General features: G+C 36.3%; 19 protein-coding genes and 1 pseudogene. 12 read left to right on the top strand and 8 right to left on the bottom strand.

What is annotated here, in order from left to right; all coding sequences use genetic code 11:
- Window positions 1-20: 20 nt before the first annotated feature.
- Window positions 21-809, bottom strand: coding sequence for an ABC transporter permease (locus CWATDRAFT_RS16000; protein WP_007305990.1), 789 nt, complete (start codon window positions 807-809; stop codon window positions 21-23).
- 393 nt (window positions 810-1,202) lie between these two features.
- Here CWATDRAFT_RS16000 and CWATDRAFT_RS15995 point away from each other — a divergent pair, with 393 nt between their 5' ends.
- Complete coding sequence (locus CWATDRAFT_RS15995) at window positions 1,203-2,444, top strand: DHH family phosphoesterase (RefSeq protein WP_007306000.1); 1,242 nt, start codon at window positions 1,203-1,205, stop codon at window positions 2,442-2,444.
- 16 nt (window positions 2,445-2,460) lie between these two features.
- On the opposite strand, the gene CWATDRAFT_RS15990 is transcribed toward CWATDRAFT_RS15995, so the two are convergent.
- Complete coding sequence (locus tag CWATDRAFT_RS15990) at window positions 2,461-2,751, bottom strand: nucleotidyltransferase family protein (RefSeq protein WP_007305989.1); 291 nt, start codon at window positions 2,749-2,751, stop codon at window positions 2,461-2,463.
- Window positions 2,752-2,932: 181 nt separating this feature from the next.
- Window positions 2,933-3,280: a hypothetical protein gene (locus CWATDRAFT_RS15985; RefSeq protein ID WP_007305988.1), complete on the bottom strand. Its 348-nt coding sequence runs from the start codon at window positions 3,278-3,280 to the stop codon at window positions 2,933-2,935.
- 120 nt (window positions 3,281-3,400) lie between these two features.
- On the opposite strand from CWATDRAFT_RS15985, the pseudogene CWATDRAFT_RS15980 reads away from it, so the two are divergent.
- Together CWATDRAFT_RS15980 and CWATDRAFT_RS31805 are read left to right on the top strand one after the other, a co-directional pair.
- Window positions 3,401-5,026, top strand: a pseudogene (locus CWATDRAFT_RS15980) (IS1634-like element ISCwa1 family transposase).
- A gap of 323 nt (window positions 5,027-5,349) precedes the next feature.
- The gene (locus tag CWATDRAFT_RS31805; RefSeq protein ID WP_007306002.1) at window positions 5,350-7,488 is read left to right on the top strand and encodes a transporter substrate-binding domain-containing protein; all 2,139 of its coding nucleotides are present in this window, start codon (window positions 5,350-5,352) and stop codon (window positions 7,486-7,488) included.
- 629 nt (window positions 7,489-8,117) lie between these two features.
- Here the strand turns inward: CWATDRAFT_RS31805 and CWATDRAFT_RS15970 are convergent.
- Window positions 8,118-10,337, bottom strand: coding sequence for a molybdopterin oxidoreductase family protein (locus tag CWATDRAFT_RS15970; protein WP_007305987.1), 2,220 nt, complete (start codon window positions 10,335-10,337; stop codon window positions 8,118-8,120).
- Window positions 10,338-10,976: 639 nt separating this feature from the next.
- The gene (locus tag CWATDRAFT_RS15965; RefSeq protein ID WP_007305986.1) at window positions 10,977-12,473 is read right to left on the bottom strand and encodes an IS66-like element ISCwa4 family transposase; all 1,497 of its coding nucleotides are present in this window, start codon (window positions 12,471-12,473) and stop codon (window positions 10,977-10,979) included.
- 75 nt (window positions 12,474-12,548) lie between these two features.
- Here CWATDRAFT_RS15965 and CWATDRAFT_RS15960 point away from each other — a divergent pair, with 75 nt between their 5' ends.
- A complete protein-coding gene (locus tag CWATDRAFT_RS15960) occupies window positions 12,549-12,740 on the top strand; it encodes a hypothetical protein (RefSeq protein ID WP_157134094.1) in 192 nt (63 codons plus the stop codon).
- Between the two features lie 306 nt (window positions 12,741-13,046).
- On the opposite strand, the gene CWATDRAFT_RS15955 is transcribed toward CWATDRAFT_RS15960, so the two are convergent.
- Entirely contained in the window at window positions 13,047-13,805 is a 759-nt protein-coding gene (locus CWATDRAFT_RS15955; protein ID WP_007305985.1) for a class I SAM-dependent methyltransferase, read from the bottom strand.
- 157 nt (window positions 13,806-13,962) lie between these two features.
- Here CWATDRAFT_RS15955 and CWATDRAFT_RS15950 point away from each other — a divergent pair, with 157 nt between their 5' ends.
- From CWATDRAFT_RS15950 to CWATDRAFT_RS15915, 8 genes are all read left to right on the top strand, one after another.
- A complete protein-coding gene (locus tag CWATDRAFT_RS15950; protein WP_007306003.1) occupies window positions 13,963-14,520 on the top strand; it encodes a DUF2808 domain-containing protein in 558 nt (185 codons plus the stop codon).
- Between the two features lie 220 nt (window positions 14,521-14,740).
- Window positions 14,741-15,472, top strand: coding sequence for an OB-fold-containig protein (locus CWATDRAFT_RS15945; protein ID WP_007306004.1), 732 nt, complete (start codon window positions 14,741-14,743; stop codon window positions 15,470-15,472).
- 14 nt (window positions 15,473-15,486) lie between these two features.
- Window positions 15,487-17,505, top strand: coding sequence for a flotillin family protein (locus CWATDRAFT_RS15940; protein ID WP_042711651.1), 2,019 nt, complete (start codon window positions 15,487-15,489; stop codon window positions 17,503-17,505).
- Window positions 17,506-18,317: 812 nt separating this feature from the next.
- On the top strand, window positions 18,318-18,707 hold the full coding sequence (locus tag CWATDRAFT_RS15935) for a PadR family transcriptional regulator (protein WP_232287123.1): 390 nt from the start codon (window positions 18,318-18,320) through the stop codon (window positions 18,705-18,707).
- Window positions 18,667-18,969 carry a hypothetical protein gene (locus CWATDRAFT_RS15930; protein WP_042711646.1) on the top strand — a complete coding sequence of 101 codons (303 nt, stop codon included), beginning with the start codon at window positions 18,667-18,669 and terminating at the stop codon, window positions 18,967-18,969. Before CWATDRAFT_RS15935 ends, CWATDRAFT_RS15930 begins: the two co-directional genes overlap by 41 nt.
- 177 nt (window positions 18,970-19,146) lie before the next feature.
- The gene (locus CWATDRAFT_RS15925) at window positions 19,147-19,731 is read left to right on the top strand and encodes a Uma2 family endonuclease (protein WP_007306007.1); all 585 of its coding nucleotides are present in this window, start codon (window positions 19,147-19,149) and stop codon (window positions 19,729-19,731) included.
- 438 nt (window positions 19,732-20,169) lie between these two features.
- Complete coding sequence (locus tag CWATDRAFT_RS15920) at window positions 20,170-21,666, top strand: IS66-like element ISCwa4 family transposase (protein ID WP_007306008.1); 1,497 nt, start codon at window positions 20,170-20,172, stop codon at window positions 21,664-21,666.
- Between the two features lie 457 nt (window positions 21,667-22,123).
- Entirely contained in the window at window positions 22,124-22,714 is a 591-nt protein-coding gene (locus tag CWATDRAFT_RS15915; protein WP_007306009.1) for a hypothetical protein, read from the top strand.
- A gap of 45 nt (window positions 22,715-22,759) precedes the next feature.
- On the opposite strand, the gene CWATDRAFT_RS15910 is transcribed toward CWATDRAFT_RS15915, so the two are convergent.
- Both CWATDRAFT_RS15910 and CWATDRAFT_RS15905 read right to left on the bottom strand, forming a co-directional pair.
- Window positions 22,760-23,098, bottom strand: a complete 339-nt coding sequence (locus tag CWATDRAFT_RS15910; protein WP_007305984.1) for a type II toxin-antitoxin system PemK/MazF family toxin — start codon at window positions 23,096-23,098, stop codon at window positions 22,760-22,762.
- The coding region (locus CWATDRAFT_RS15905; RefSeq protein ID WP_042711643.1) for a hypothetical protein at window positions 23,088-23,306 on the bottom strand (219 nt) is incomplete at its 5' end. The genes CWATDRAFT_RS15905 and CWATDRAFT_RS15910, both read right to left, overlap by 11 nt.

The raw sequence follows: 23,306 nt of genomic DNA, 5'->3' as shown, positions 1-23,306 counted from the left end.
TTTAAAATATCTGACTTCATTCAAGCTCCCATTCCTGAATATTGTTTTAAACCTTTTCTCCATAACCAGCGATTGATTACAAAAAAGATAATAATCCAGGTCAACATAATGATAAAACTCAAAGTAATATTTACAGGACGATTAATAAATAAAGATGCAGGGAAATAGACAGTATAAGGAAAAGGAGTTAGTAAAACAATCTCTCTAATACTGGCAGGAAAAACATCTAAAGGAGCAGTTATTCCCGATAAAAATATATCAAATAGAAACCAAAATTGTTGAATAGAACTGGCTCTTTCTATCCAAAAACAAAACATAGCTAAAGTATATTGAATGATGAACCTTAATGTAAAAGCCAGAACAATGGCCATCAATCCTAAGATAAGATTTATTAACTTAGGCATAAAAACCGCTTCAGGATATAACCAAAAGAACAATAAAGTAATCAAAATAGCAATAGGAAAGCGAGTCATTTTTTCAGCAATATGTCTAGCCACATGATACCAAGCTGGATCAACAGGATATAATAATTTAAAAGATAATTGACCTTCAATAACTTCCTTTTCAAAATCCCAAATTACCCAAACATTAGTAAATTGACGAACTTGAAAAACACAGAAAAAGTAACGGGCAAATTCTACAGAATTTAAAGCAAAATCTCCTCCTTGAGAAGCTTGTATCCATACTCCCATTAAAATAATTGGCAGGGAACCAGACAACACCCAAAAAAAGATTTCTGCTCGATACTCTAACATATGAGCATAATACACCGAAAGAAAGGAGACAACTTTATTAATTAACCAACGCATCAGTACACAAAACCTAAAATATCCTTATTTAATTTAGCAGTGGGAAGCCCCAAAAATCTATCTAAAATAATAGGGTAGGATGTTCTATTTAGATTACGATTATTTTAGAATCTCCACAATACATTCAATAAAGTTAAAGTCTTAAGAATTTATGCTAATTTGCTGCTAAGAGATTATTTTACTAATTCCCTTGAATTAGAGGTACAAATCAGATAGAATAATGGCAGGTAAAAAGAAGAATGAATTAGTCAGATATACGTTTGGCTCTTGCTAATCACCTTTGTACTGTACCAGAATAGCAAATTTCTAAGAATAATCAAAAAAGTAGTAAACCTAACCCTTTAGTTATCTTTATGAATCCTTTGAGATTATACCTTAAACCCACCTTAACAGATGAAATCTTACTTACTTCCCCCTAACAATAATCATAATGGACAAAATTGCTTACCATCGACTTTGAGCCAAATAGACGGTAACATAGGGGCAGATACGGCATTAGAAAGAGAAACAGGGAGTCAATATCTGTCCACAGGAAAGTTAGCGCAGAAACTAGAGCAAACCCTAGAAAATCATCGTGGTGAGCGTCATATTGTTGTCATTCAAGATTTTCCTGATCCTGATGCTCTTTCTAGTGCTTGGGCTTATCAATTAATTGCTCAACCCTACGAGATAGAATGTGATATTGTCTATGCAGGGACTCTATCCCATCAGGAAAACATTGCCCTGGTTAAACTGACTGGTTTACCAGCAACGAAGTGGAGTACCAACACCCTCAAAGATCGGGATCTCTCCATTTATCAAGGGTGTGTGTTAGTGGATTCTCAGGGTAACACCAGTCAACTGATGCCCTATGTTAAGCAGTCCAGAATACCTGTTTTGATTGTAGTTGATCATCATACTGAACAGGGGGGTATCCAGGCAGAATTTGTCGATCTCAGACCGAAAATTCGGGCAACAGCGACTATTCTGACTCAGTATATACAAGCAGGTTTACTGGATTTTAACAGCAGTAATGTTACTCATGTAAAATGTGCCACGGCCTTGATGCACGGCCTTCGTTCCGATACCAATGGGTTACGACAGGCCCAGGAACAAGATTTGCTGGCCGCGGCTTATTTATCCCGTATTTACGATCCCCAGTTACTCAACGCTGTTTTACAGTCGGCGAGATCCCGTCATGTCATGGATGTTATCGAGCGATCGCTGAAAAATCGCCTGATTAAAAATAGTTTTTCCATTGCTGGTGTGGGTTATTTACGTTACGAAGATCGGGATGCTATTCCCCAAGCAGCAGACTTTTTGGTAACAGAAGACAATATACACACGGCGGTTGTTTATGGCATTATTCATGATGAAACTCACGAACTTGAGGTGGTGATAGGTTCTTTACGCACCAATAAATTAACCCTTGATCCCGATGAATTTATTAAAGAAGCATTAGGAAAAAATCCGCAAGGCCGTTACTATGGAGGGGGCCGAGAAATGGCCGGTGGTTTTGAGATTCCCATGGGATTTTTTGGTGGTGGGAACGATGACAGCAACTACACTAAATTGAAATGGGAATTAATAGATAAACAAATCAAGCACAAACTTTTAAAGTTAGTTAATCCTAAAAATAAAGTGGTTCATGCTTAAGTTTTTGCTGGTTAAACTATAAAACATAAATGGCCTCATCTTCTACTGACTTAAAGAGTTGAGGTTTTAACATTTTTAGATTTACTAAATCAACAGATAATCCTAAGCTATCTTCTAAAAAGAACTTTAAATCCATATATTTATCAAAGGTAACTACTCCCTCAAACTCTACCAATAAATCAACATCACTACTACTTTTTGCTTCATCTCTCGCAAAAGATCCAAATAAAGCTAATGACGTTACGCCATAACTTTTAATGACAGTTAAGTTTTGCTTTAAAAACTTAATTAAATCCTCTTTATTCATCTTTTTGGCTACTACTTTAAAATCTTAACAAGAAATTGAACAATTACTAACTTTAATCTTCAACATCTTGTGACTGTGATATTAAAGCGGAAATAATTCTTACTGTTTTTTGTTTTATTAGGATAACCTTGAGAAGTTAATAAAGAAACGTTTTCATCAGAATCAACAATTTCTAAATCTTCTACCTATTTCTTTTTAAAGCAATTGATAATTGTCTAAGTCTTTCACTGACTTCTAAATTAAATTCTTGTGATTTCAAATCACTTGGTAACTGTGCTAAAAGTTGAGGGTTTTCTTGTAGCCATTCGTTCATAGCAATACCTGTCCATGTTCCTTTTTTCTCTCGAAAAAGATCCACTAAACCCCTTAATTCTTGAATACAGTATGCTTCAAAACCTGCTGCTTCAAAAATTCCATTGCGTAAATATTCTTCAAAAGCATTAATATCGTTGGTAACTTCAAACGTAACAACTTCTCTAGGAGGTCTTAATGGATCGGCTAAATTAATAACCCAGATTCCGCACTTCAAAAAGTAGCATTAAATACTACAAGCTTGGGGTTAATAATTAAGTATAATTGCTTAAGCTCTTGAAGACAAAAAAGTGGGATAATTGCTTAAGTTGTTTCCTCTGTAAAAAAAGAGCGAAAAATATCTTATTTAGAAGAAATACAAGTTAAAAATTTAGACCATTTAGGGATAGTAGCTGGTTTAATTGATGAAATAGGAATAGTCAAAATAATTAATAATAAATTAGGAATAGATGTTAGAGAAAAAATCTCAGCAGGTACAGTAGTTAAGTCTATTTTAATCAATGGACTAGGATTTGTTTCAAGACCTCTATATTTATTCAGTCAGTTTTTTCAAGATAAAGCCATTGAGAAATTGTTAGGAGAAAGAATTAAACCTGATTACCTTAATGATGATAAAATTGGGAGAGTAATGGATGAATTATATAAATATGGACTAAATGATATTTTTATTGAAGTAGTTTTAGAAGTAATTAAAAAATTTAAAATAGACCTTAAATGCTCCCATTTAGATTCCACATCATTTCATTTAGATGGAGAATATAAAAGGGAAGAAGATAAAGAGAAACAGGAAGAAGAAAAAATTATTAAAGAAAGACCAATTTTTATTAAGAAAGGATATTCTCGGGATCATAGACCAGACTTAAAACAATGTGTCTTGGATTTAATAACAAGCCAAGATGGAGATATTCCATTATTTGTGAGAGTAGGAGATGGAAATGAATCTGATAAAGCTGTATTTGGAAAAGTTTTAGTAGAATTCAAAAAGCAAATAAAGTTTGATAGTATCATGGTTTGTGATAGTGCTTTATATGGTCAAGAAAATCTCCAACTAATCCAACATTTAAAATGGATAACGAGAGTTCCAATGACCATAAAAAAAGCAAAAGAATTAGTGCAAAATATAGAGGTGGAAGAAGTAAAAGATGAAGATAAAGAAAAAAGAAGTGACCTAAATTTAGAAAGTTATACCTGGAAAGAAGAAATTGTTACTTATGGTGGAATCAAGCAAACTTGGTTAATAGTCTTGAGTGAAAAAAGACAGAAAAGTGATTTGGAAAAACTAGAAAAACAACTTTCCCAAGAAGAGAAGAAATCCCAAAAATTTCTTAAAGAAATACAATCTGAAGAATTTGAACATCCTCAAGCTGCTCGATATAAATTAAAAGCTATTAATAAAAAATTGAGATTGTTGGAAATAAAAGAAGTTGAACTGATTGAAACTTACTCGAAAAAAAAGGAAAAGATTTATAAAATGATTAGTCTGATCATCAAAAAAGATGAAGAGATAAGTAGAAAGACTAAAGAAGCAGGAAAATTTATTTTAGCAACTAACTTAGTAGAGGAAAATAAATTAGAAGCTAGTGAAATTCTGATAACTTATAAAAACCAGCAATCTACGGAAAGAGGATTTCGATTTTTGAAAGATCCCTTATTTTTTACTGATAGTTTCTTCGTTGAAAAACCAGAAAGAATAGAAACAATGTTATTTTTAATGTCTTTGTGTTTGTTGATTTATAACTTGGGGCAAAGAGAATTAATAAATTGTTTAAAAAGAGTCAAAAAAGGAATAAATAATCAAGTAGGGAAAGTAACATTGCGTCCGACTTTGAAGTGGATATTTCAATGTTTTTAAGGTATTCATTATGTGATTTTAAACGGAGTTAAACAAATTGCCAATTTAACAGAAGAAAGGCGTTTTATATTGAGTTTATTACCTGCATCTTGTGAAAGATATTATCTATAAATTGAATTGGATAAAGCAAAAATAATAAAAGAATAAGAGTCTAATGATATCAAATGAGAAGAGGAAACTCTCCTTCGTTTGTGCTGAGTCTTACTAAGTTTTCAATGAGTATAAATCTTCTTAATTTGATTATTTTTCCTAAAAATTTAATGAAAAGAGAAATATTCTTGCCCAGGTATGATTTTCGGACTTTTTAAAACTATGTATTTTTTTATACTACATTTTGAAGTGCGGAATCTGGGTTCTACGATTATCAAGGGGTATTAGTTCGTCAACAGAGCGGTATCGATAATGCACTAGAATTAGATGGTCATACGATTGGTGTGATTGAAGGCTCAACCGCCTTAACGAATCTTGAGATATTACTATCTTCTAACGGTGTAGAATTTGAACCTCGATTCTATGAATCTACCAGCGCAATGTTTGCTGACTACGATGCAGGTAATATAGATGCCCTTTCCACAGACAGAAGTTTAATTTATGGACGTTTAGATACCTTATCTGAGCCTGATGCTCATCATATTCTCGATGTAGAATTTTCGAGCGAGCCAATTGCAATGGTATTACCTGAAGACGATTCCCAATGGAATAACGTCGTTAAATGGGTCATTAATGCTACCATCGAAGCCGAAGAATTAGGCTTAAATTCTGATAATATTGAGCAAATTTTAGCGGTTAATAAGGATGAGAACCCCAATAATGATTCAGATCCTGCGATTCGCCGTTTCTTAGGAATAGAAAGTCAATTAGGAGAGGCATTAGGTTTACCTAATGATTTTGCTTACAATATCGTCAAATTAGTGGGGAACTACGATGAAATTTATGATCGCCACTTCCCCGACTTAGAAAGAGACAGAAATCTACTGTATTCCGATGGTGGCTTATTATATTCTCCACCCTTCTCTGGTAGTTTTGACGAAGATAATGCCACCATTATTGATAATGACGATCGTGATTTATTACAAGAAATTAAAGACAGAGGGATATTAAAATTAGGCATTAATGGGCAAAAACCTGGTTTCTCCTTCCCCGACGAGAATGGGAGTTATATAGGATTTGATGTGGATTTAGGAAAAGCGATCGCCGTTGCGGTATTCAACGATTCCAATAAAATAGAGTTTGTAGAAAGAGAAGATCGAGTAACATGGTTAACTAACGTAGCCAATGGAGTTGTAGATGTTACTGCTGCCCAAGTCACTCAAAATTTAGTGAGAGATGGCAAAGCCGGAGTGGACTTTATCTCCCCTTATCTTTACACAGGTCAAGGGTTCTTAGTGAGAAAAGATAGTGGTATTCTCAACTTAGCAACCCTTAACGGACATGAAGTAGGATTATTTTCAGGGACGACTGCCGAACAAAATTTACAAGATGCGATGAAAGAATATGGCGGGACTTTCATCCCTGTTTATTATGACAACCTTGACGAGATGTTAGCAGGTTATGCTCAAGGTGACATTGATGCGATTATTAACGACTTACCTTTACTTGGTGGCTTAATTGATACTTTTTCTAACCCAGATGAACACCTTTTATTAGATGATGTCATTAGTAAAGAACCATTGTCAATGGTGGTTGACGAAAATCAATCGGATTGGAAAGATGCGGTATCTTGGGTTCAATATGGGCTTTTACAGGCTGAAGAATATGGCATCACCCAAGACAATATTGACCAAATTTTAGCGGATAATACCGATAGTAACCCCGATAATGATTCTGACATTTCCACCCGTATTTTTCTAGGCATAGAAGGTAATGCTGGCGAGTTACTTGGCTTAGAAAATGATTACATGGTAAATGTGATAAAAGCTGTGGGTAACTATGGGGAGATTTACGAGCGTCATTTTGATTCTGATATTTTACCACGAGATTTCAACCAGCTATCTGGAGATTTTGGTTTACAAATTCCTTATCCTCAAGGTATTACGGTTAATCCAACTAATGATGTCTCTATAAATAATGAACCTCCTGTCTTTGGCAGTCTCGGCAATGAAACCTTAGATGCAGGGATAGATCCTGGTTTTGACGGCACTGACGACATTGTTTTCGGTGGTTCAGGAAATGACTTGATTGATACGGTAGCAGGAACTGGTGGCAACCGTGTTTATGGACAATCAGGAAATGATACCCTAACCCTTGGTGGGAATGATCGCGCTTTCGGTGGCACAGGAGATGATCGATTCATCCTCTTAGGAGGTGATAATATTGTTACTGGTGGTGCTGGTGCAGATCAATTCTGGATTGCCAATGCAGAGATTCCTGAGTCCCCTCACACTGTTACTGACTTTGATCTTGAAGATGATCTGTTAAATATTGCTGGTTTGGGTGTTGGTAGTTTCAATGAATTAACTTTAAGCAATGAGGACGGCAATGCCTTAATTGCTTTTGAGGAAAATAAGTTAGCTCAACTAATTGGAGTCAATGCGGATAGTTTGAGTGCTGATCACTTTGGTCTGATTCAATAGATTGTGGTGGAGAATGTATAAAAATACACAAAAAAACTGCTCTTTCTAGGAGCAAATAATCTATTAATATCTTTTAAAAACTATCCATATCTGACTATAAAAGTTAAAATTAGTATGATATAGTTATAGTCGAATAATTAACCAGAGGATTAATTATTCCAGAGGTACGACCTCACCCTCAACCCCCGTGAAAGCCCCAGAGGTAATTTTCCTCATCCTTTCTAGAAAAGGACGGAACTATATTGATCGACTTCTTTGCAAGTAACTTGGTTGAGAAGAAAAACCTGGGTCATCACCGAGCCATTTCCGATGTCAAAACCTACTAATCTTTAGTATATTTTGTTACAGGTTATCAGGAAAAAAGTAGGTGTGATACCTGAGTTCGGAGTTCGGAGTTTTTTCCATGAGATAATCAGGGTTTAAGACTATTGATGAAAGACCAGTTGTCTATAAATTTCCTTATATCGAACTCAGGTTGTGATGGGTTACGGCGCAAATCAAAACTTATAAGGTTTTCCGAAAAATCATCCCTGCGCCTAACCCATCCTACGAATCATAAGTTTTGCTGATAACTAAAATATGAGGATTTTGATAGTATTTTTAGACGGGGACTTCTTTCGATATTTTGGTTAAATCCTCGTCTCAAAAACAACTTCTGACCTCTGATTTCTGACTTCGTTAACACGGGCAATACTTATTTGCACTGCACAAGTTTTTAACTCAGGTTGCAAAGAACTGGGACAAGCCGTAGGATGGGTCAAAGCGTTAGCCTCGGCATTCTCTGCCCACAGTGCGCCCCAGTGCATGGGAACGAAGAGAGTACCAGGAGCGATCTCTTTAGTAATTTTTGCCGGAAAATAGGCTTTTCCCCGACGCGATCGCACTTCTAGCAAACTATTCTCTTTAATGTTCAATTTAGCAGCATCTCGAGGATGAATTTCTATAAAAGGTTCAGGGTGTTTCTTGTTGATTTTAGGAATGCGTCCGGTACGGGTTTGGGTGTGCCAATGGCCGTATAGTCTGCCAGTGGTTAAAACGAAAGGATAGGCTTGATCAGAAGGTTCTGCCAGTCCCCTAGAATGATAAGCTCCAAACCTTGCCCGTCCATCTGGAGTGTTGAAGCAAAAATCCGTGTACAGTCGCTTATTAGTGCGGTTTTGTCGGTCTAACTCCTCTCCTTCGAGACAGGGCCAAGTATCAGCATAAGGCCACTGCAAAGGTCCGTATCTGCGTAATTTTTCATAACTCAACCCGGAACTATCACAAGGACGGCCTTCGGTTATTTTGACAAACTCTGCATAGACTTGGGCGGAGTTTGGGAAACTAAACTGCTTCTCGAACCCTAAACGTCGTCCTACTTCGGCGAATATTTCCCAGTCTGCCCTTGCTTCTCCAGGAGGATCACGAAACTGGGGACAAAGGTTAACTACTCGTTCTGAGTTGGTCATCACCCCTGTTTTTTCACTCCACTGGGCCGCCGGCAGTAAGATATGGGCATAAGTTGCGGTTTCGGTGGGGTAATAAGCGTCTTGATAAACAGTGAAAGGCGATCGCTTCAAGGCTGCTTGAGTTCGTTTCAGATCGGGCATACTTACAGCCGGGTTGGTAGCTGCTATCCACAAAAAGCCTACTTCTCCTGTTTCTAACCCTTGGATCATTTCCCAAGCTGTACGACCTCGTTGGGGTTGAATAGTACCGGGCCGAACACCCCAAAACTGTTCTACTTCTGCCCGATGTTGGGGGTTATTAACCAGTCGATACCCAGGTAAAATATTACAGAGTCCCCCAGCTTCTCGACCTCCCATGGCGTTAGGTTGTCCAGTCAGGGAAAAAGGCCCGGCCCCTGGTTTACCAATATCTCCTGTCATCAAATGTAAGTTGATCAGGGTACGAACTTTGGCCGTTCCTTCAGAAGATTGATTCAGCCCCATTGACCATAAGGATAACACCCGTTGCGACTCACCCCAATATTTAGCAGCTTTTTCTAAGTCTTGGATACGAATACCACATTTACGGGCCACTAACTCGGGGGAATAATGACGGATAACCTCAGCGTAGGCCGGAAAGTTTTGGGTACATTCATCGATAAAAAGGCTATCAATACGACCCCAGCGCATCAATAAATAGGCGATACCGTTGAAGAGATCGATATCGGTTCCTGGTTTAATGGCTAGGTGTAAGTCTGCTGCTTCTGCGGTTTGGGTACGTCTGGGGTCAACTACCACCATTTTTACTTTACGGTTCTTTTTATGATAAAGGCGCAGACGGTTAAAAACGATGGGGTGACATTCTGCGGTGTTAGTTCCTATTAAAAATGCACAGTCGGTTAACTCTAAGTCTTCGTAACAACAAGGAGGCCCGTCACTGCCGAAACTTTGGATATAACCTGCTACAGCAGAGGACATACAGAGACGGGAGTTTGCATCAAAATTATTGCTTCCGAGGAACCCTTTAAAGAGTTTTTGGGCGATGTAATAATCTTCTGTTTGAAACTGTCCGGAACCGTACATACATAATGCGTCTGGCCCTTGGGTTAAGCGTACTTTTTGCATACGGTTGACGATCGCTTCCATTGCTTCATCCCAACTCACCCGACGAAACTCATCGGTTAGACTGTCTCGCATCATGGGATATTTAAGGCGATCTTTCACCAGAGACTCGCTAACGGTTCCCCCTTTAATACAGATTTTTCCTTTACTGGAAGGATGACTGCGATCGCCCCTAACTTGCCAGATAGGGTTCCCTTCGCTGTCTCGGTTGACTGCTTTTCCTGGTTGGGCCGGTGGTAAGACTTCTAAACCACAACCCACACCACAATAAGGACAGATAGTTTTAGTAGAGTTTGTCATTTCAATTGTCAATTATCAGTTATCAATTATCAGAATTTATTCACAAGGCAACCAATCACTATCAATTGTTCTATAGTATAAAGACATTGAGCCGAAAATTTATCTTTTCCTAAACAGAACACTAAGTAGGGTGCATTAGGCAAACTAGATGTTTTGTGGCAACTACTATACTTTTTTTGTGCCGTAATGCACCAAAATCATGTTTTCTGGTGTATTGCCCTATGCTAATACACCCTACAGTGTTCTACAGTAAGTCAACAAATTTTTAGTATACTTTGTCTCAACAAAACATTCAGTAGGGTGCATTAGGCTCACTATAAAGAACCTCAAACACGTAACTGCTCACCGCAACAAAAAAGTCTTATTGAAAAGCACTACAAACAACATCAGTTGAGTCAACAAAAATATAAGCCCTGTGATTTAGCGTAAAATTTAAGCTAATTTATTACGGCTATTTTAATGACTAACATTCCCAGAATCAAGTCTTTTTAAAACCTCAAATAAAAACAACAATATGAAAAAAAAAAGAATAGTAAGATAGTTTTTTGTTAGCGGAGATTATCCGCTAACCTTTTGTATTTTTGTGCAGAGAGATAGGGGGATCAAGAAAAATCTATCCCCCATCGGCTCCGGAGCCTTTTACATCTCTAATCCTGGGGGACTCCGACCAGCTAATGAAAATAATTCGCATAATTGGACAATGGCATTTTGCCCCTGTAATCTCATGGTCTCTAAAAAACTGAACATTTGGGTGACTAACTCTGCACCCCAGTCGCTTCTTGCTCCCCCACTTACTTTGCGGTGAATGACAATGGGACGTAAAGCTCTCTCAGCATCATTATTATCTGGTTTGACTTCAGGATAAGTTAGAAAGGTGAACCACTCTTCCCAATGACGTTTGAGACGGTTAATCAATCTTTGTGCATCATAAGGCCATCCTTTTTTGGGAGTTGCTTTAAAAATCTTTTGCAGTGAGTTCTCGACTTCTGTTCTTTTGGAGCCTAAGTCTTCAAGGGTTAAATTTCGAGCATGATAATGACGATAATGGATACGGGCGGTTGCTAAAACTTGCTGTACATCGGCAGCAAATTCTCGATTCGCTTGAAAACGACTGGTTTTAAGGGACTCTAACTCTCGTTCTAAATGTGCCAGACATTTCTGTTTGGCCATCGCACTTTGTCTAAAGTAGGCACTATAGCAGTCACTGGTGAGGATGCCCTTAAAATCTGCTCCTAACAATTTCTCGACTTCTGCGGAGCTTCTAGTGGGAGCCAATATCAACACACAGACCTCATTTGATGTGGCTACCCAAACCCAATACTTGATGCCATCGATGCAATAACTGGTTTCGTCAACACATCGGATTCCTGGCTGCTGGATGTACTTTAACCACTTTTTGGTCAAGGGTTCTAAACTTTCTTGAAACCATTTGTGCATTTTGGCAAGGCTCCCTTGAGAAATGGGAATGCCAAAGACATACTCTATAAAATGTTCCTGTTTACGCCATGTAAGATTACCCCCATAGCCAAGCCAGCCCACGATGCTACTTAATCGCGCCCCATAACTGAATCCTTCTTTAACTCCCAATGGAACAGGACTGTAATCTGACCATCCACAACTAGGACATTTATAGAATCCGCGACGATATTCCCTGATTTCTATGGGTTGGTCTACTACTTCAGCCACTTGCTGGACTTTTTCGGGAACTACTTCATCTCGTTCCACTGAACCCCCACAAACAGGACAGTTTTCTAGTTCTAAAGGGACTATCTTATCGGGCTGACCAAAACCATTACGGGTCTTCCCTGGGTGGTCATATTTTGGTCCGCGTTTAAATCCTTTTTTGCGTTTCTTTTTGTCAGAAGGCTTTTTTAGTTGGTCTGATGATGGGGGGACTGAACTGTTTTTTGAGTTACGGTTTTTTAGCTTATCTCTCTCTTCTTTCAATTTTTCAATTTCTTGCTGTTGTGTAGAGATTTGTTGTTGTTGCTGGTCAATCAGTCTTTGTTGAAGAGATAACTGTTGTTGTGCCTTGACTAGCCACTCAATCATGAAGACATTGTTCGCCAACTGTTCATCGGCGATAGCTCTAACTAGCTTTGAATCAATGGTAGCATTTGTGGTCATAACCCCCACTATACATAAAAATCCCCGATTTTACCTTTATGTTGTCAAGACAGATTCTTTATTGCGGTGAGCAATTACGATTTTGTGAAAGATATTTCTTTAGAAAATTTAGTAGCTTTGGAAGTCAAAAAAGAAACAGGAAACCTATCTTATATTCAGACAGAAGTAGCAGAGTTAAACGGTAAAATTATTGGTAGTATTAAAAGTTCCGATGCAAAAAAACATGGTGCAGTTCAGGAAATGAGAGATTTTTTGTCTCCAGAAAAATTAGATTAGTTAGGGAATTTATTTGCCAGCAGAATAACAGAAGGTTGGTATGTTAATAGTTTAGCTGTTAAGGATGATTATAGAAATCAAGGCATAGGAAAAAATTATTTAGCCGTGTTAAAAATAAAGCTAAATAAAATAATTGTTCTCTCCTGAATTTAACAGTTTGGGCTGATAATGTCACAGCAATTAAATTTTATGAAAACCAAGGCTTTAAAATACTTAAACAGATAAATATTGATTTTCATTACCTTATGCTCCATCATGGTGGGATGAAATTAATGCAGTGTATGTTAACGGAATAATTCATAAAATTTAGCTTTTTTGAAAGAATATTAAATGTTGTTGGGGTAATATTTCTTCTGTTTTATCCCAGACTAATCCTACTTTTTTCATTTCTTTTTTAACTTGTTTTTCAGTCATTTTGTGTAAAGTTTTAATAGGAATTAAAGGATTTTCACGATGGTATTCTGCTAAGACAACTTGACCCCCTGATTTTAAAGAACTTACAATATTTTCCATTATTTCTTGAGGATATTCAAATTCATGATAAGCATCCAACATTAACACAGTATCAACAGAATTTTTAGGTAAGTTGGTATTTTTTATAGTTTCTAAAATAGTTTCTATATTGTTTACTTTGTTTTCTTCTTTGAGAAAGTCTATAATATCTAACATTTCTGGTTGAATATCCACAGCAAAAACCTTGCCATCGTGAACTAACTGAGCAAGACGAAAGGAAAAATAACCACTTCCTGCAACAAGATCGGCAATAGTTTCTGTCTGTTTTAAGTTTAAAGATTCAATTACCTTTGATGGTTTTTCTTCTTGTTCTCTGCTAGGTCTTTCTAACCATAAAAATTCTTGATGTCCCATCACTTTTGCGATTTCTCGACCTAAATAAAACTTACCAATTCCATCACGACTATGTAAGACATGATATTGATAATTATCATTGTTATTCTTCTCTTTTTCAGGTATGACAGAAGCATCATAGGTTAAACTTTGACCACCAATAACAATGAAAGCAACTAATATAGTCAAACTCAGAATCAAGATTTTTAAAGGCTTCATAACTTTTTTAGTATTCCTCGGAAAGTGATTGGTTATAATTAGATTATATCTTATTACTAACTATGTTCAAAAGGTTAAAGAGATTCCTAGTACCTCGGAATGACAATTATCCATTGTCTCTTATCAAAGGGTTTTGAATTAATTAGGAAGGAAAACAATGAGTAAACAATTTTTGTTTTTTACTATCGGTTTAGCGAGTATTTTGGGCAGTTTATACCCTGTGATGTTAGCAGCGCAAAATAAAGCTTCTATTAGCTATTTTAGTCGTTCTCCTCGTCTTATTAATGTCATGACAACCTATCGAGGTGCAAGAGTTCACAGACCTAGATACTACTATACCATTGACTTACCTAATGGCATTGGAAAACCTCTGAAAAAAATTACGATTAATCAACGTCAAGGGTTTGAAGAAATTGACTATTATCCTCAAGATACTATTGCGTTTCAAGGAACTCCTCATCATCGAGAAAACCCAATAACTATTGAAGAAAGCACTTGGGATAAACAAACAGAAACTATGACAATTATTTTTGAGCCTCCTGTATCTCCAGGAACAAGATTTACAGTAGGATTAAAGGCGAAGAGAAATCCAGATCATGGAGGAATCTATTTGTTTGGAGTAACAGCATTTCCACCAGGAAATAACCCTAGAGAATTATATCTAGGGACTGGACGTTTACACTTTTACGGGAGTGGTGATGGAGATTTTGATTAAAAAACTATAGCAATTTCCATACTTGTGAAGTCCACAGTTTTCTAGTTTTAGGAGTTCGGAGTTCGGAGTTCGGAGTTCGGAGTTTCGGAGAGGTGATATTAGGTGTATATATCGAATCCGAGAAACGCTATATCATCCCAGAAAAATGATACAAAAGATTAAGAAATTTAATGGCAGAAAATTCTGTGCTAGGATATAAATAAATGGTAATTTTTTTTCCATGTTATTACATCCTGCCAACTTACTTTACTGGGTTTTAATTTGTATTGGGGTCGCTTTCTTTCTGCTAGTTATTGTTTCAGGTGGAGGAGATGAAGGGGGCGATATCGACACCAATATTGATAGTAATGGGTTCAATTTAGAGGCGGATGTCGAGGCAGATGTTGACGCTGATATTAGTAGCGATGGACATGATGTAAACCCTTTTCAACTATTAACTTGGTTTGGTTTAGGAAAAGCACCTTTAATGATCTTACTAGGGATTGATTTTAGTGCTTGGGGGGTAGCTGGTTGGACTTTGAATACCATCATAGGAAGTCTAACTGGAACCATTCCTGAGCGATTTTTTGGCTTAGGAGGTTTAGTATTTTTTGTTTCTTTATTTATCGGTGTATGGACAGGAAAATTATTATCCTATCCCATCGGACAGATGTTTTCTTCCTTTGGGGAAGATGTCAAAAGTGAACGTTTAATTGGCTGTGTGGGAACGGTAACATCAAAAGCTATTCCTTATTTAATCGAGGGTAAAATAGGACAAGCAGATGTTTATGACACCGCAGGTAATTTAGTTACCATTAGTATTAGTTTACCCCACTGGGCTGATGTTATTCCCCATCACGGACAACAAATTTTAATTATTGATCGCCAAGAACATAGTTACATTGGAATTGGTAAAGATAGTTCTGATGAGGATAAATGGATGAATCAAACCAACTTACCCAAAGATTCCTAAAAAGAGGTATAAAAATGAATCCTAACTTTGAATTACAATTGCTTCAATCCTTACCTAAAATTACCCTTGATACTGATTTTATTAGTTTGGATGAAAGGGAGTTTTTAAAACAAGAAGATAATCAAATAAAGCTCTTGGTGGAGCAACCTATTATTGAAGAAATATCACCAGTTAATTCACCCTATGTTGGACAGTTGGGAGCAACCTTAAATAGTTTCCCGTTTGTGGGAATTTTAGGCAGTATTGGTGGTTTATTATTCCTATTATTATTAAGTGTTTGGTTGTACACTAGATTTTATGTTATCGCCCCGAATAATGAAGCATTAGTGAGAACTGGTGGTGTCTTTAAAAAGAGCAAAACTGTTATTTTAAATGGGGGTTGTATTGTCATTCCTGGGTTCCATGAAATCACCCGTGTCCCTTTAAGAGAAATATCTATTGATGTGGTACGTGCTGCTAATTTAGCCGTGAGGACTCAAGACTATTTAAGGGCAAATATGAGAGTAACATTTTATATCTGTGTTGCTCAAGAAGAAAAGGATATTTTAGCAGCAGCAGCTAGATTATCGAAGGAGGGAGCAATCTCAGAAAATGATATTAAAGATGCTATTGAAAAACGAGCAGATGATGCTATTCGTGCGGCAGCTAAGAAGAAAAAAATAGCCGAGATAGACTCAGATAAATTAGGGTTTGCTGATGCAGTTTTAAACATGATCCAAAACGATCTCAAAAAAGTGGGTTTAACCCTCAATAATATTGCTATTTCTGAGATCGAAGAAAGCGATACTTATGATGAAAATAACTTTTTTGATGCTCAAGGAGTCAGACTGAGAACCGAAACTATCCAGAAATCAATTCAACAGAAAAGAGAGGTTGAACTAGAAACTCAAGTTGCTATTGAACAACGAGAGTTAGAAGCTGAAAAACAAACTCTAGAAATTATTAAACAAAAAGAAGATGCTAACTTAACTCAGCAAAAAGATGTAGAATTTTTGCGAGCGCAGCAACAAAGAGAGATTCAAGAAACTAAGGATCAAGAGGCTGCTAAAATTGAGAAAAATAAAATTTTACAAGAGCAGGAGGTTGAAGAAGAGAAAATTTCCAAAGAGTTAATTATTAAACAAAAACGAATTGCTGTTAATATCGAACTTGAGGAACAAAATAAACAATTAAAAGTGACTCAAACTCTACAACAACAAGAAACCGAGGTTGCAGAAATTAACCGTAAAAAAATGATTCAAGCTTCTCAACTTGAAGCGCAAGCTGAAGTAGCGACTGCTGAGCAACAATCAAAAATTGCTCAACAACAGGCTGCGATCGCTATTGCTAATAAAGAGAGGGAAAGGTTTGACTCCGAAGCAGAAAAAGCTCAAGCTGAAGCTGCTGTTATGACTGCCCAAGAGGTAGAAAAAGCCCAACGGGAACAACGTTTAGTCGTTATTACTGCGGAACAAGAAGCCCAAAAAATTCGCATTTCTGAGCAGAATGTGGTAGAAATTGATGTATTCCGTCGTCGTCGTCAAGCAGAAATAGCCCGTCAAGCTGCGGAGTTAGAAGCGGAGTCCATTCGTACCCTCGCTGATGCTAATAAGTATAAAATGTTGGCTGAAGCCCAGAGTAAACAAGCTCTGATTGAGGCGGAAAATGCTCTGAGCAATGCAAACAGGACTGCTGACCTCATAAAAGACCTTTGGCCGCAATTAGCCCCTCAATTGCCCTATATTCTCCAATCTTTAGCCCCTCAACCTGGGGTGTTAGGGGATGCCAAAATTTATGCTTTTCCAGGGTTAAACGGCAATAATGGCAATGGGACAGCAGATATTAGCAAGTTAATGTTATCAACCAGTGGTTTAACCTTGATTAATTCCCTATTAGATGAAGGGAAGTTAGGCACATTAATTCAGCAAGTTAAAACCGCTTTAAACAGCGAGGAAATATCAGAAACGAAGGAGGAAGAAAAGCCTAATGTATCTGAAGTATCATCCACTGTAACACCTCAAGAACCAAGTATTTCAACGGAAGAAGTTTCGTAATGGACAATGGATAATGACCTATGTTGAAAAGGTGTTATTATTAGATATGCTTCGTAGTTAGTCCTTTAGGACGAGAAAAATAGTCATAATCAAGGCTAAAGCCTTGACTACGGACTTTTTTATTTTAGATTTAACTCAAACTTTATATCGCTGAAAAAGTCTTTGACGTGACTTGTTATGAAATTAACCGAAGAACTGATATTCTTGGGTTATTAGTGAAGCGACGGCTAAAATAGATTATTTATTTACTAACGATAAATATAGCAAGCAAGATGCTTGCACTCCATTAATCTAATACACACTTATTGACTGAAATAATGACGTAGAGGTTTTGATGTGTTTTATCGATTTTTAGACATATTTCGATAGGTAACTCTACATTTCCACTTTAGCATTTTTTGAAAAAAAAACAAGTCTTAAATTACGTCATATTTGGGCAAAATCAGGGAAAAGTGATCTTTATAAACGAGTGTAAATTATTTGTTATAGATTATATAAATCTTGGTTTTAGATAATTATTGTTTATGGTAGGGGTCAACGGCCGTTGACCCCTACAGTGAGATGGGTTGCAATTATCCGTTTTTTAAGATATCTTAGATATAGAGAGTTGCCAGATAAAATAATAGTCCAGAAATTCGGGTTATTTTCAGCTTGATATAAGTTGAAAGTCCTATATTTTTGTTGCTTATTTATTCATGCAATTCTCTAAACTTATGTATTTAGAACTGAAGTAAACAGTAATTCTTGATAAGAATAGACACTTTTCAGTTCTAGTTAAATACAAAAACACTAATGAAGTCTAGTAGGTAACAATGAACACACTCAACCTTAATTATCACCCCGATAGTGGTGGAAATAATGCCAATGAATTCTATCAAGAAAGCATCCCGAAAATTAAAACAAATTCAAATGAAGAACTTGTTTTGTTATGTCTTGAAAATAGGGAATTATACGGGTTACAAATCACTCAAGCGATTGAAGAAGCGAGTAATGGAACTAAAAAAATTAGGATTGGTTCCTTATATCCTACCCTTAATAACTTGGAGAAAAAAGGACTCGTACAGTCTAGATGGGGTGACGATAAACCGGAAAAAAGAGCGGGGGCCAGACGACGATATTACACCCTTACCTCCTTGGGAAAAGCAACCGTTACCGCTATCCATGAATTCCGAAACAATCTCCTTAATTGGCAACCAACTTGAGGAAGAAAACCAGGAATCAATCAAGATACTTTTTGATAAAATTTATCACTATTCTCGGTCAACAAAATGGTTAGCTATTCCCGTTGCTTTACTGCTTCCAAAAGAGAGAATGGAAGAATGGTTAGGGGACTTATATCAAAGTTTGTATCTTGCTTTTGGCAAATATCCTCAATGGTTTATTAATCTGATGATTATTTTTAAAACAGGAATTTTGATCATTTCTGCTTTGAAGATCAAGATTAGTGATCTTTTGGGAAAATAACCTAAACCATCACCCAGGACAACGTAGGGGCTTAATATCATTAAGCCCTAATCTTTATATATAGTTGTAGCTCATATTTTTGCGGACAATGGTTTACCATTTATTATTGTATTATTAAAGAAGCTTGGCATTATGCCAGTCTCCAACAAGATTAGATTAACAGGGAAAAATTGCTTTATGATTACACAAGCTAAAGTTAAAAAACAAATTATTTCCTTAGAAAATTATCGTAAGCTAGAAGATATATCTGAGTTTAAACACGAATATCACGATGGAGTTATTATTGCTCTGACTGGTGGAACAATTAATCATAATAGAATTATTCGCAATCTTATTTATTGGTTAATGAACTTGTGTAATAATCAAACTTATGAAGTATTTTCTAGTGATCTTAGGGTTTGGATACCTGAGCATAAAAGAGGGTTTTATCCTTATGTCATGGTAATTACAGGAGATGCTATTTTCAATGAAAATAGGCAGGATGAAATTGTTAATCCTTGTCTTATTTATGAGGTTTTGTCACCTTCAACTTCCAGTTATGATCGAGGGGATAAATTTTTATATTATCGCTCAATTTCTTATTTGAAAGAATATATTTTAGTTGATCAAGTAAACTATTTTATTGAACATTATACTAAAACAGAAAATAATCAATGGTTATTACAAGAATATCAAGATATCAATGATATGATTAAATTAAACTCAATTGATATTGATCTCAAAATTAGTGATATTTATGAAAATATTTCTATCACTAAATAGTAATCTAGATATAAATCCAGAGGAGACTTGTAAGAATAATTGCACACCATCACCCAGAATAAGGTAGGGGCTGAATACTATTAAGCCCTCATCTTTATGTGTAACTGTTGGAAAATTTAAGTTTTATGAAAAGATAGCGATCCCGAAGGGAACAGCGAAGCGGCGGGCTTAAACATTTACTGATATAATGTAGTCAAAGCTTAAGTAAAATGTAAGGTGGGCAGTGCATCGGCCTACGTTGATTTATAATCGCCTATTCATTAGTGGTGTAAGGAATAACACAAATTATACAGAAATTAATTATTGGAATAAATGGTCATGAAAGAACAAGAACCCTGGTATAGCTTAGAAAAAAGAAAAACTTTTCTTGTAATTGCTCACCGCAATAAAGAATCTGTCTTGACAACATAAAGGTAAAATCGGGGATTTTTATGTATAGTGGGGGTTATGACCACAAATGCTACCATTGATTCAAAGCTAGTTAGAGCTATCGCCGATGAACAGTTGGCGAAGAATGTCTTCATGATTGAGTGGCTAGTCAAGGCACAACAACAGTTATCTCTTCAACAAAGACTGATTGACCAGCAACAACAACAAATCTCTACACAACAGCAAGAAATTGAAAAATTGAAAGAAGAGAGAGATAAGCTAAAAAACCGTAACTCAAAAAACAGTTCAGTCCCCCCATCATCAGACCCACTAAAAAAGCCTTCTGACAAAAAGAAACGCAAAAAAGGATTTAAACGCGGACTAAAATATGACCACCCAGGGAAGACCCGTAATGGTTTTGGTCAGCCCGATAAGATAGTCCCTTTAGAACTAGAAAACTGTCCTGTTTGTGGGGGTTCAGTGGAACGAGATGAAGTAGTTCCCGAAAAAGTCCAGCAAGTGGCTGAAGTAGTAGACCAACCCATAGAAATCAGGGAATATCGTCGCGGATTCTATAAATGTCCTAGTTGTGGATGGTCAGATTACAGTCCTGTTCCATTGGGAGTTAAAGAAGGATTCAGTTATGGGGCGCGATTAAGTAGCATCGTGGGCTGGCTTGGCTATGGGGGTAATCTTACATGGCGTAAACAGGAACATTTTATAGAGTATGTCTTTGGCATTCCCATTTCTCAAGGGAGCCTTGCCAAAATGCACAAATGGTTTCAAGAAAGTTTAGAACCCTTGACCCAACAGTGGTTAAAGTACATCCAGCAGCCAGGAATCCGATGTGTTGACGAAACCAGTTATTGCATCGATGGCATCAAGTATTGGGTTTGGGTAGCCACATCAAATGAGGTCTGTGTGTTGATGTTGGCTCCCACTAGAAGCTCCGCAGAAGTCGAGAAATTGTTAGGAGCAGATTTTAAGGGCATCCTCACCAGTGACTGCTATAGTGCCTACTTTAGACAAAGTGCGATAGCCAAACAGAAATGTCTGGCACATTTAGAACGAGAGTTAGAGTCCCTTAAAACCAGTCGTTTTCAAGCGAATCGAGAATTTGCTGCCGATGTACAGCAAGTTTTAGCAACCGCCCGTATCCATTATCGTCATTATCATGCTCGAAATTTAACCCTTGAAGACTTAGGCTCCAAAAGAACAGAAGTCGAGAACTCACTGCAAAAGATTTTTAAAGCAACTCCCAAAAAAGGATGGCCTTATGATGCACAAAGATTGATTAACCGTCTCAAACGTCATTGGGAAGAGTGGTTCACCTTTCTAACTTATCCTGAAGTCAAACCAGATAATAATGATGCTGAGAGAGCTTTACGTCCCATTGTCATTCACCGCAAAGTAAGTGGGGGAGCAAGAAGCGACTGGGGTGCAGAGTTAGTCACCCAAATGTTCAGTTTTTTAGAGACCATGAGATTACAGGGGCAAAATGCCATTGTCCAATTATGCGAATTATTTTCATTAGCTGGTCGGAGTCCCCCAGGATTAGAGATGTAAAAGGCTCCGGAGCCGATGGGGGATAGATTTTTCTTGATCGCCCTATCTCTCTGCACAAAAATACAAAGGGTTAGCGGATAATCTCCGCTAACAAAAAACTATCTTACTATTCTTTTTTTTCTCATATTGTTGTTTTTATTTGAGGTTTTAAAAAGACTTGATTCTGGGAATGTTAGTCATTAAAATAGCCGTAATAAATTAGCTTGAATTTTACGCTAAATCACAGGGCTTATATTTTTGTTGACTCAACTGATGTTGTTTGTAGTGCTTTTCAATAAGACTTTTTTGTTGCGGTGAGCAGTTACCTTTTCTTAAAGAAAGATACTCTAGTGGTTCTCATCATTATTTTTTTGAATTAAAAGAAGCAAAAAATGGCTCAAAATATATTGTTATAGCTCAACGGAAAAAAGTAGGAGATGAATTTGTTGGGATTAAATTTCGTCTATTTGAAGATGAAATGCTAGAATTTGAGAGTATTTTACATAAAATGATTGATATTTCTTTGCATAATGATCAATCCCAAGAACCAACAGTTAAAGAGACTTGTGATAATGATATCCAGTCATTAGATTCTGATTTAATACCTGCTTTTTTCTATAAATTACCTGTTACTAATAATTGGAAAGAGTTTGAAAGAAATACTTATTATCTTCTAAAATTATTAGGAATACAACTCATTTATAATTTTTTAGATGAGCGACAAGCAGGAAAAGCAGATGGTTTTTTCAAAATAGGTAATTTAGCAGTTATATATGATTGTACGTTATATAGAGGAGATATTGCGCCGCATAAAAGTGAACAAATTAATAATTACTATAACTGTTTAAAACAAGGTCGTATGGAAATATCGGAAACGACAACAGAAGAATTTTATAATCATCATAAACAAGTTTGGATAATTACCCAAAATAAAACGAGACAAATAAAAGTCATTAATTCAATTGAAATTAAGGAAATAGCTATTCAAGATATAATGAATTTATACCAAGAAAGATTAATAACCACATTAAGAGATCAGTCCCTGGAAATAAAATTGCGTAATTTGTAAATATTTTCTCATATTTTTATAGTTACTACTAGGATGATTTTAAAATTATCCTAAAAGTTCTTGAATAATTAATTTAACTTCTTGTAGTATTTCAGGTGTAACTTTAGCCTGAATCTTTAAAACTTTACTTTGTAGAATAGAAAAAGGCTTATCAACTCTAATAGCACTTTGAACAGGTAAACTCCCCCTTTGTAAATCTTGACTTTCAATGATAATTTTGTAAGGATTAAGAGATAGATTGGAGGTTATTGCCAAGACAACAGCATCTAAATTAGTTTGATTGTAGTTATCATTAGAGATAACTAATGCTGGTCTAACTTTAGTTCCTGTTAAGTCTGAAAATGGGAAGTTAATTAAAATAATCTCTCTTTGTTTAACTTTCAAGACATTGCTCCCAAAGTCCTTCGGGTTCGTTATCGTAAACCTCTTTTAACCCTTCTTCTGCTAAAATTTCGTACTCTTTGATCTTCTGTAATGTTAAAGTCCCATCTGCTTCTACTGTGTAACCATAAAGTTCATCATCTTTTAGCTCAAAAATTTGTTTAATTTGTTTAATTTTGCGATTGCATTTAATAACGGTACCGGTAGTTAG

The organism is Crocosphaera watsonii WH 8501, from assembly GCF_000167195.1.
Lineage (GTDB): Bacteria > Cyanobacteriota > Cyanobacteriia > Cyanobacteriales > Microcystaceae > Crocosphaera > Crocosphaera watsonii.
The sequence above is the reverse complement of the archived record's forward strand: the minus strand, read 5'-3'. Positions and strand labels throughout refer to the sequence as shown.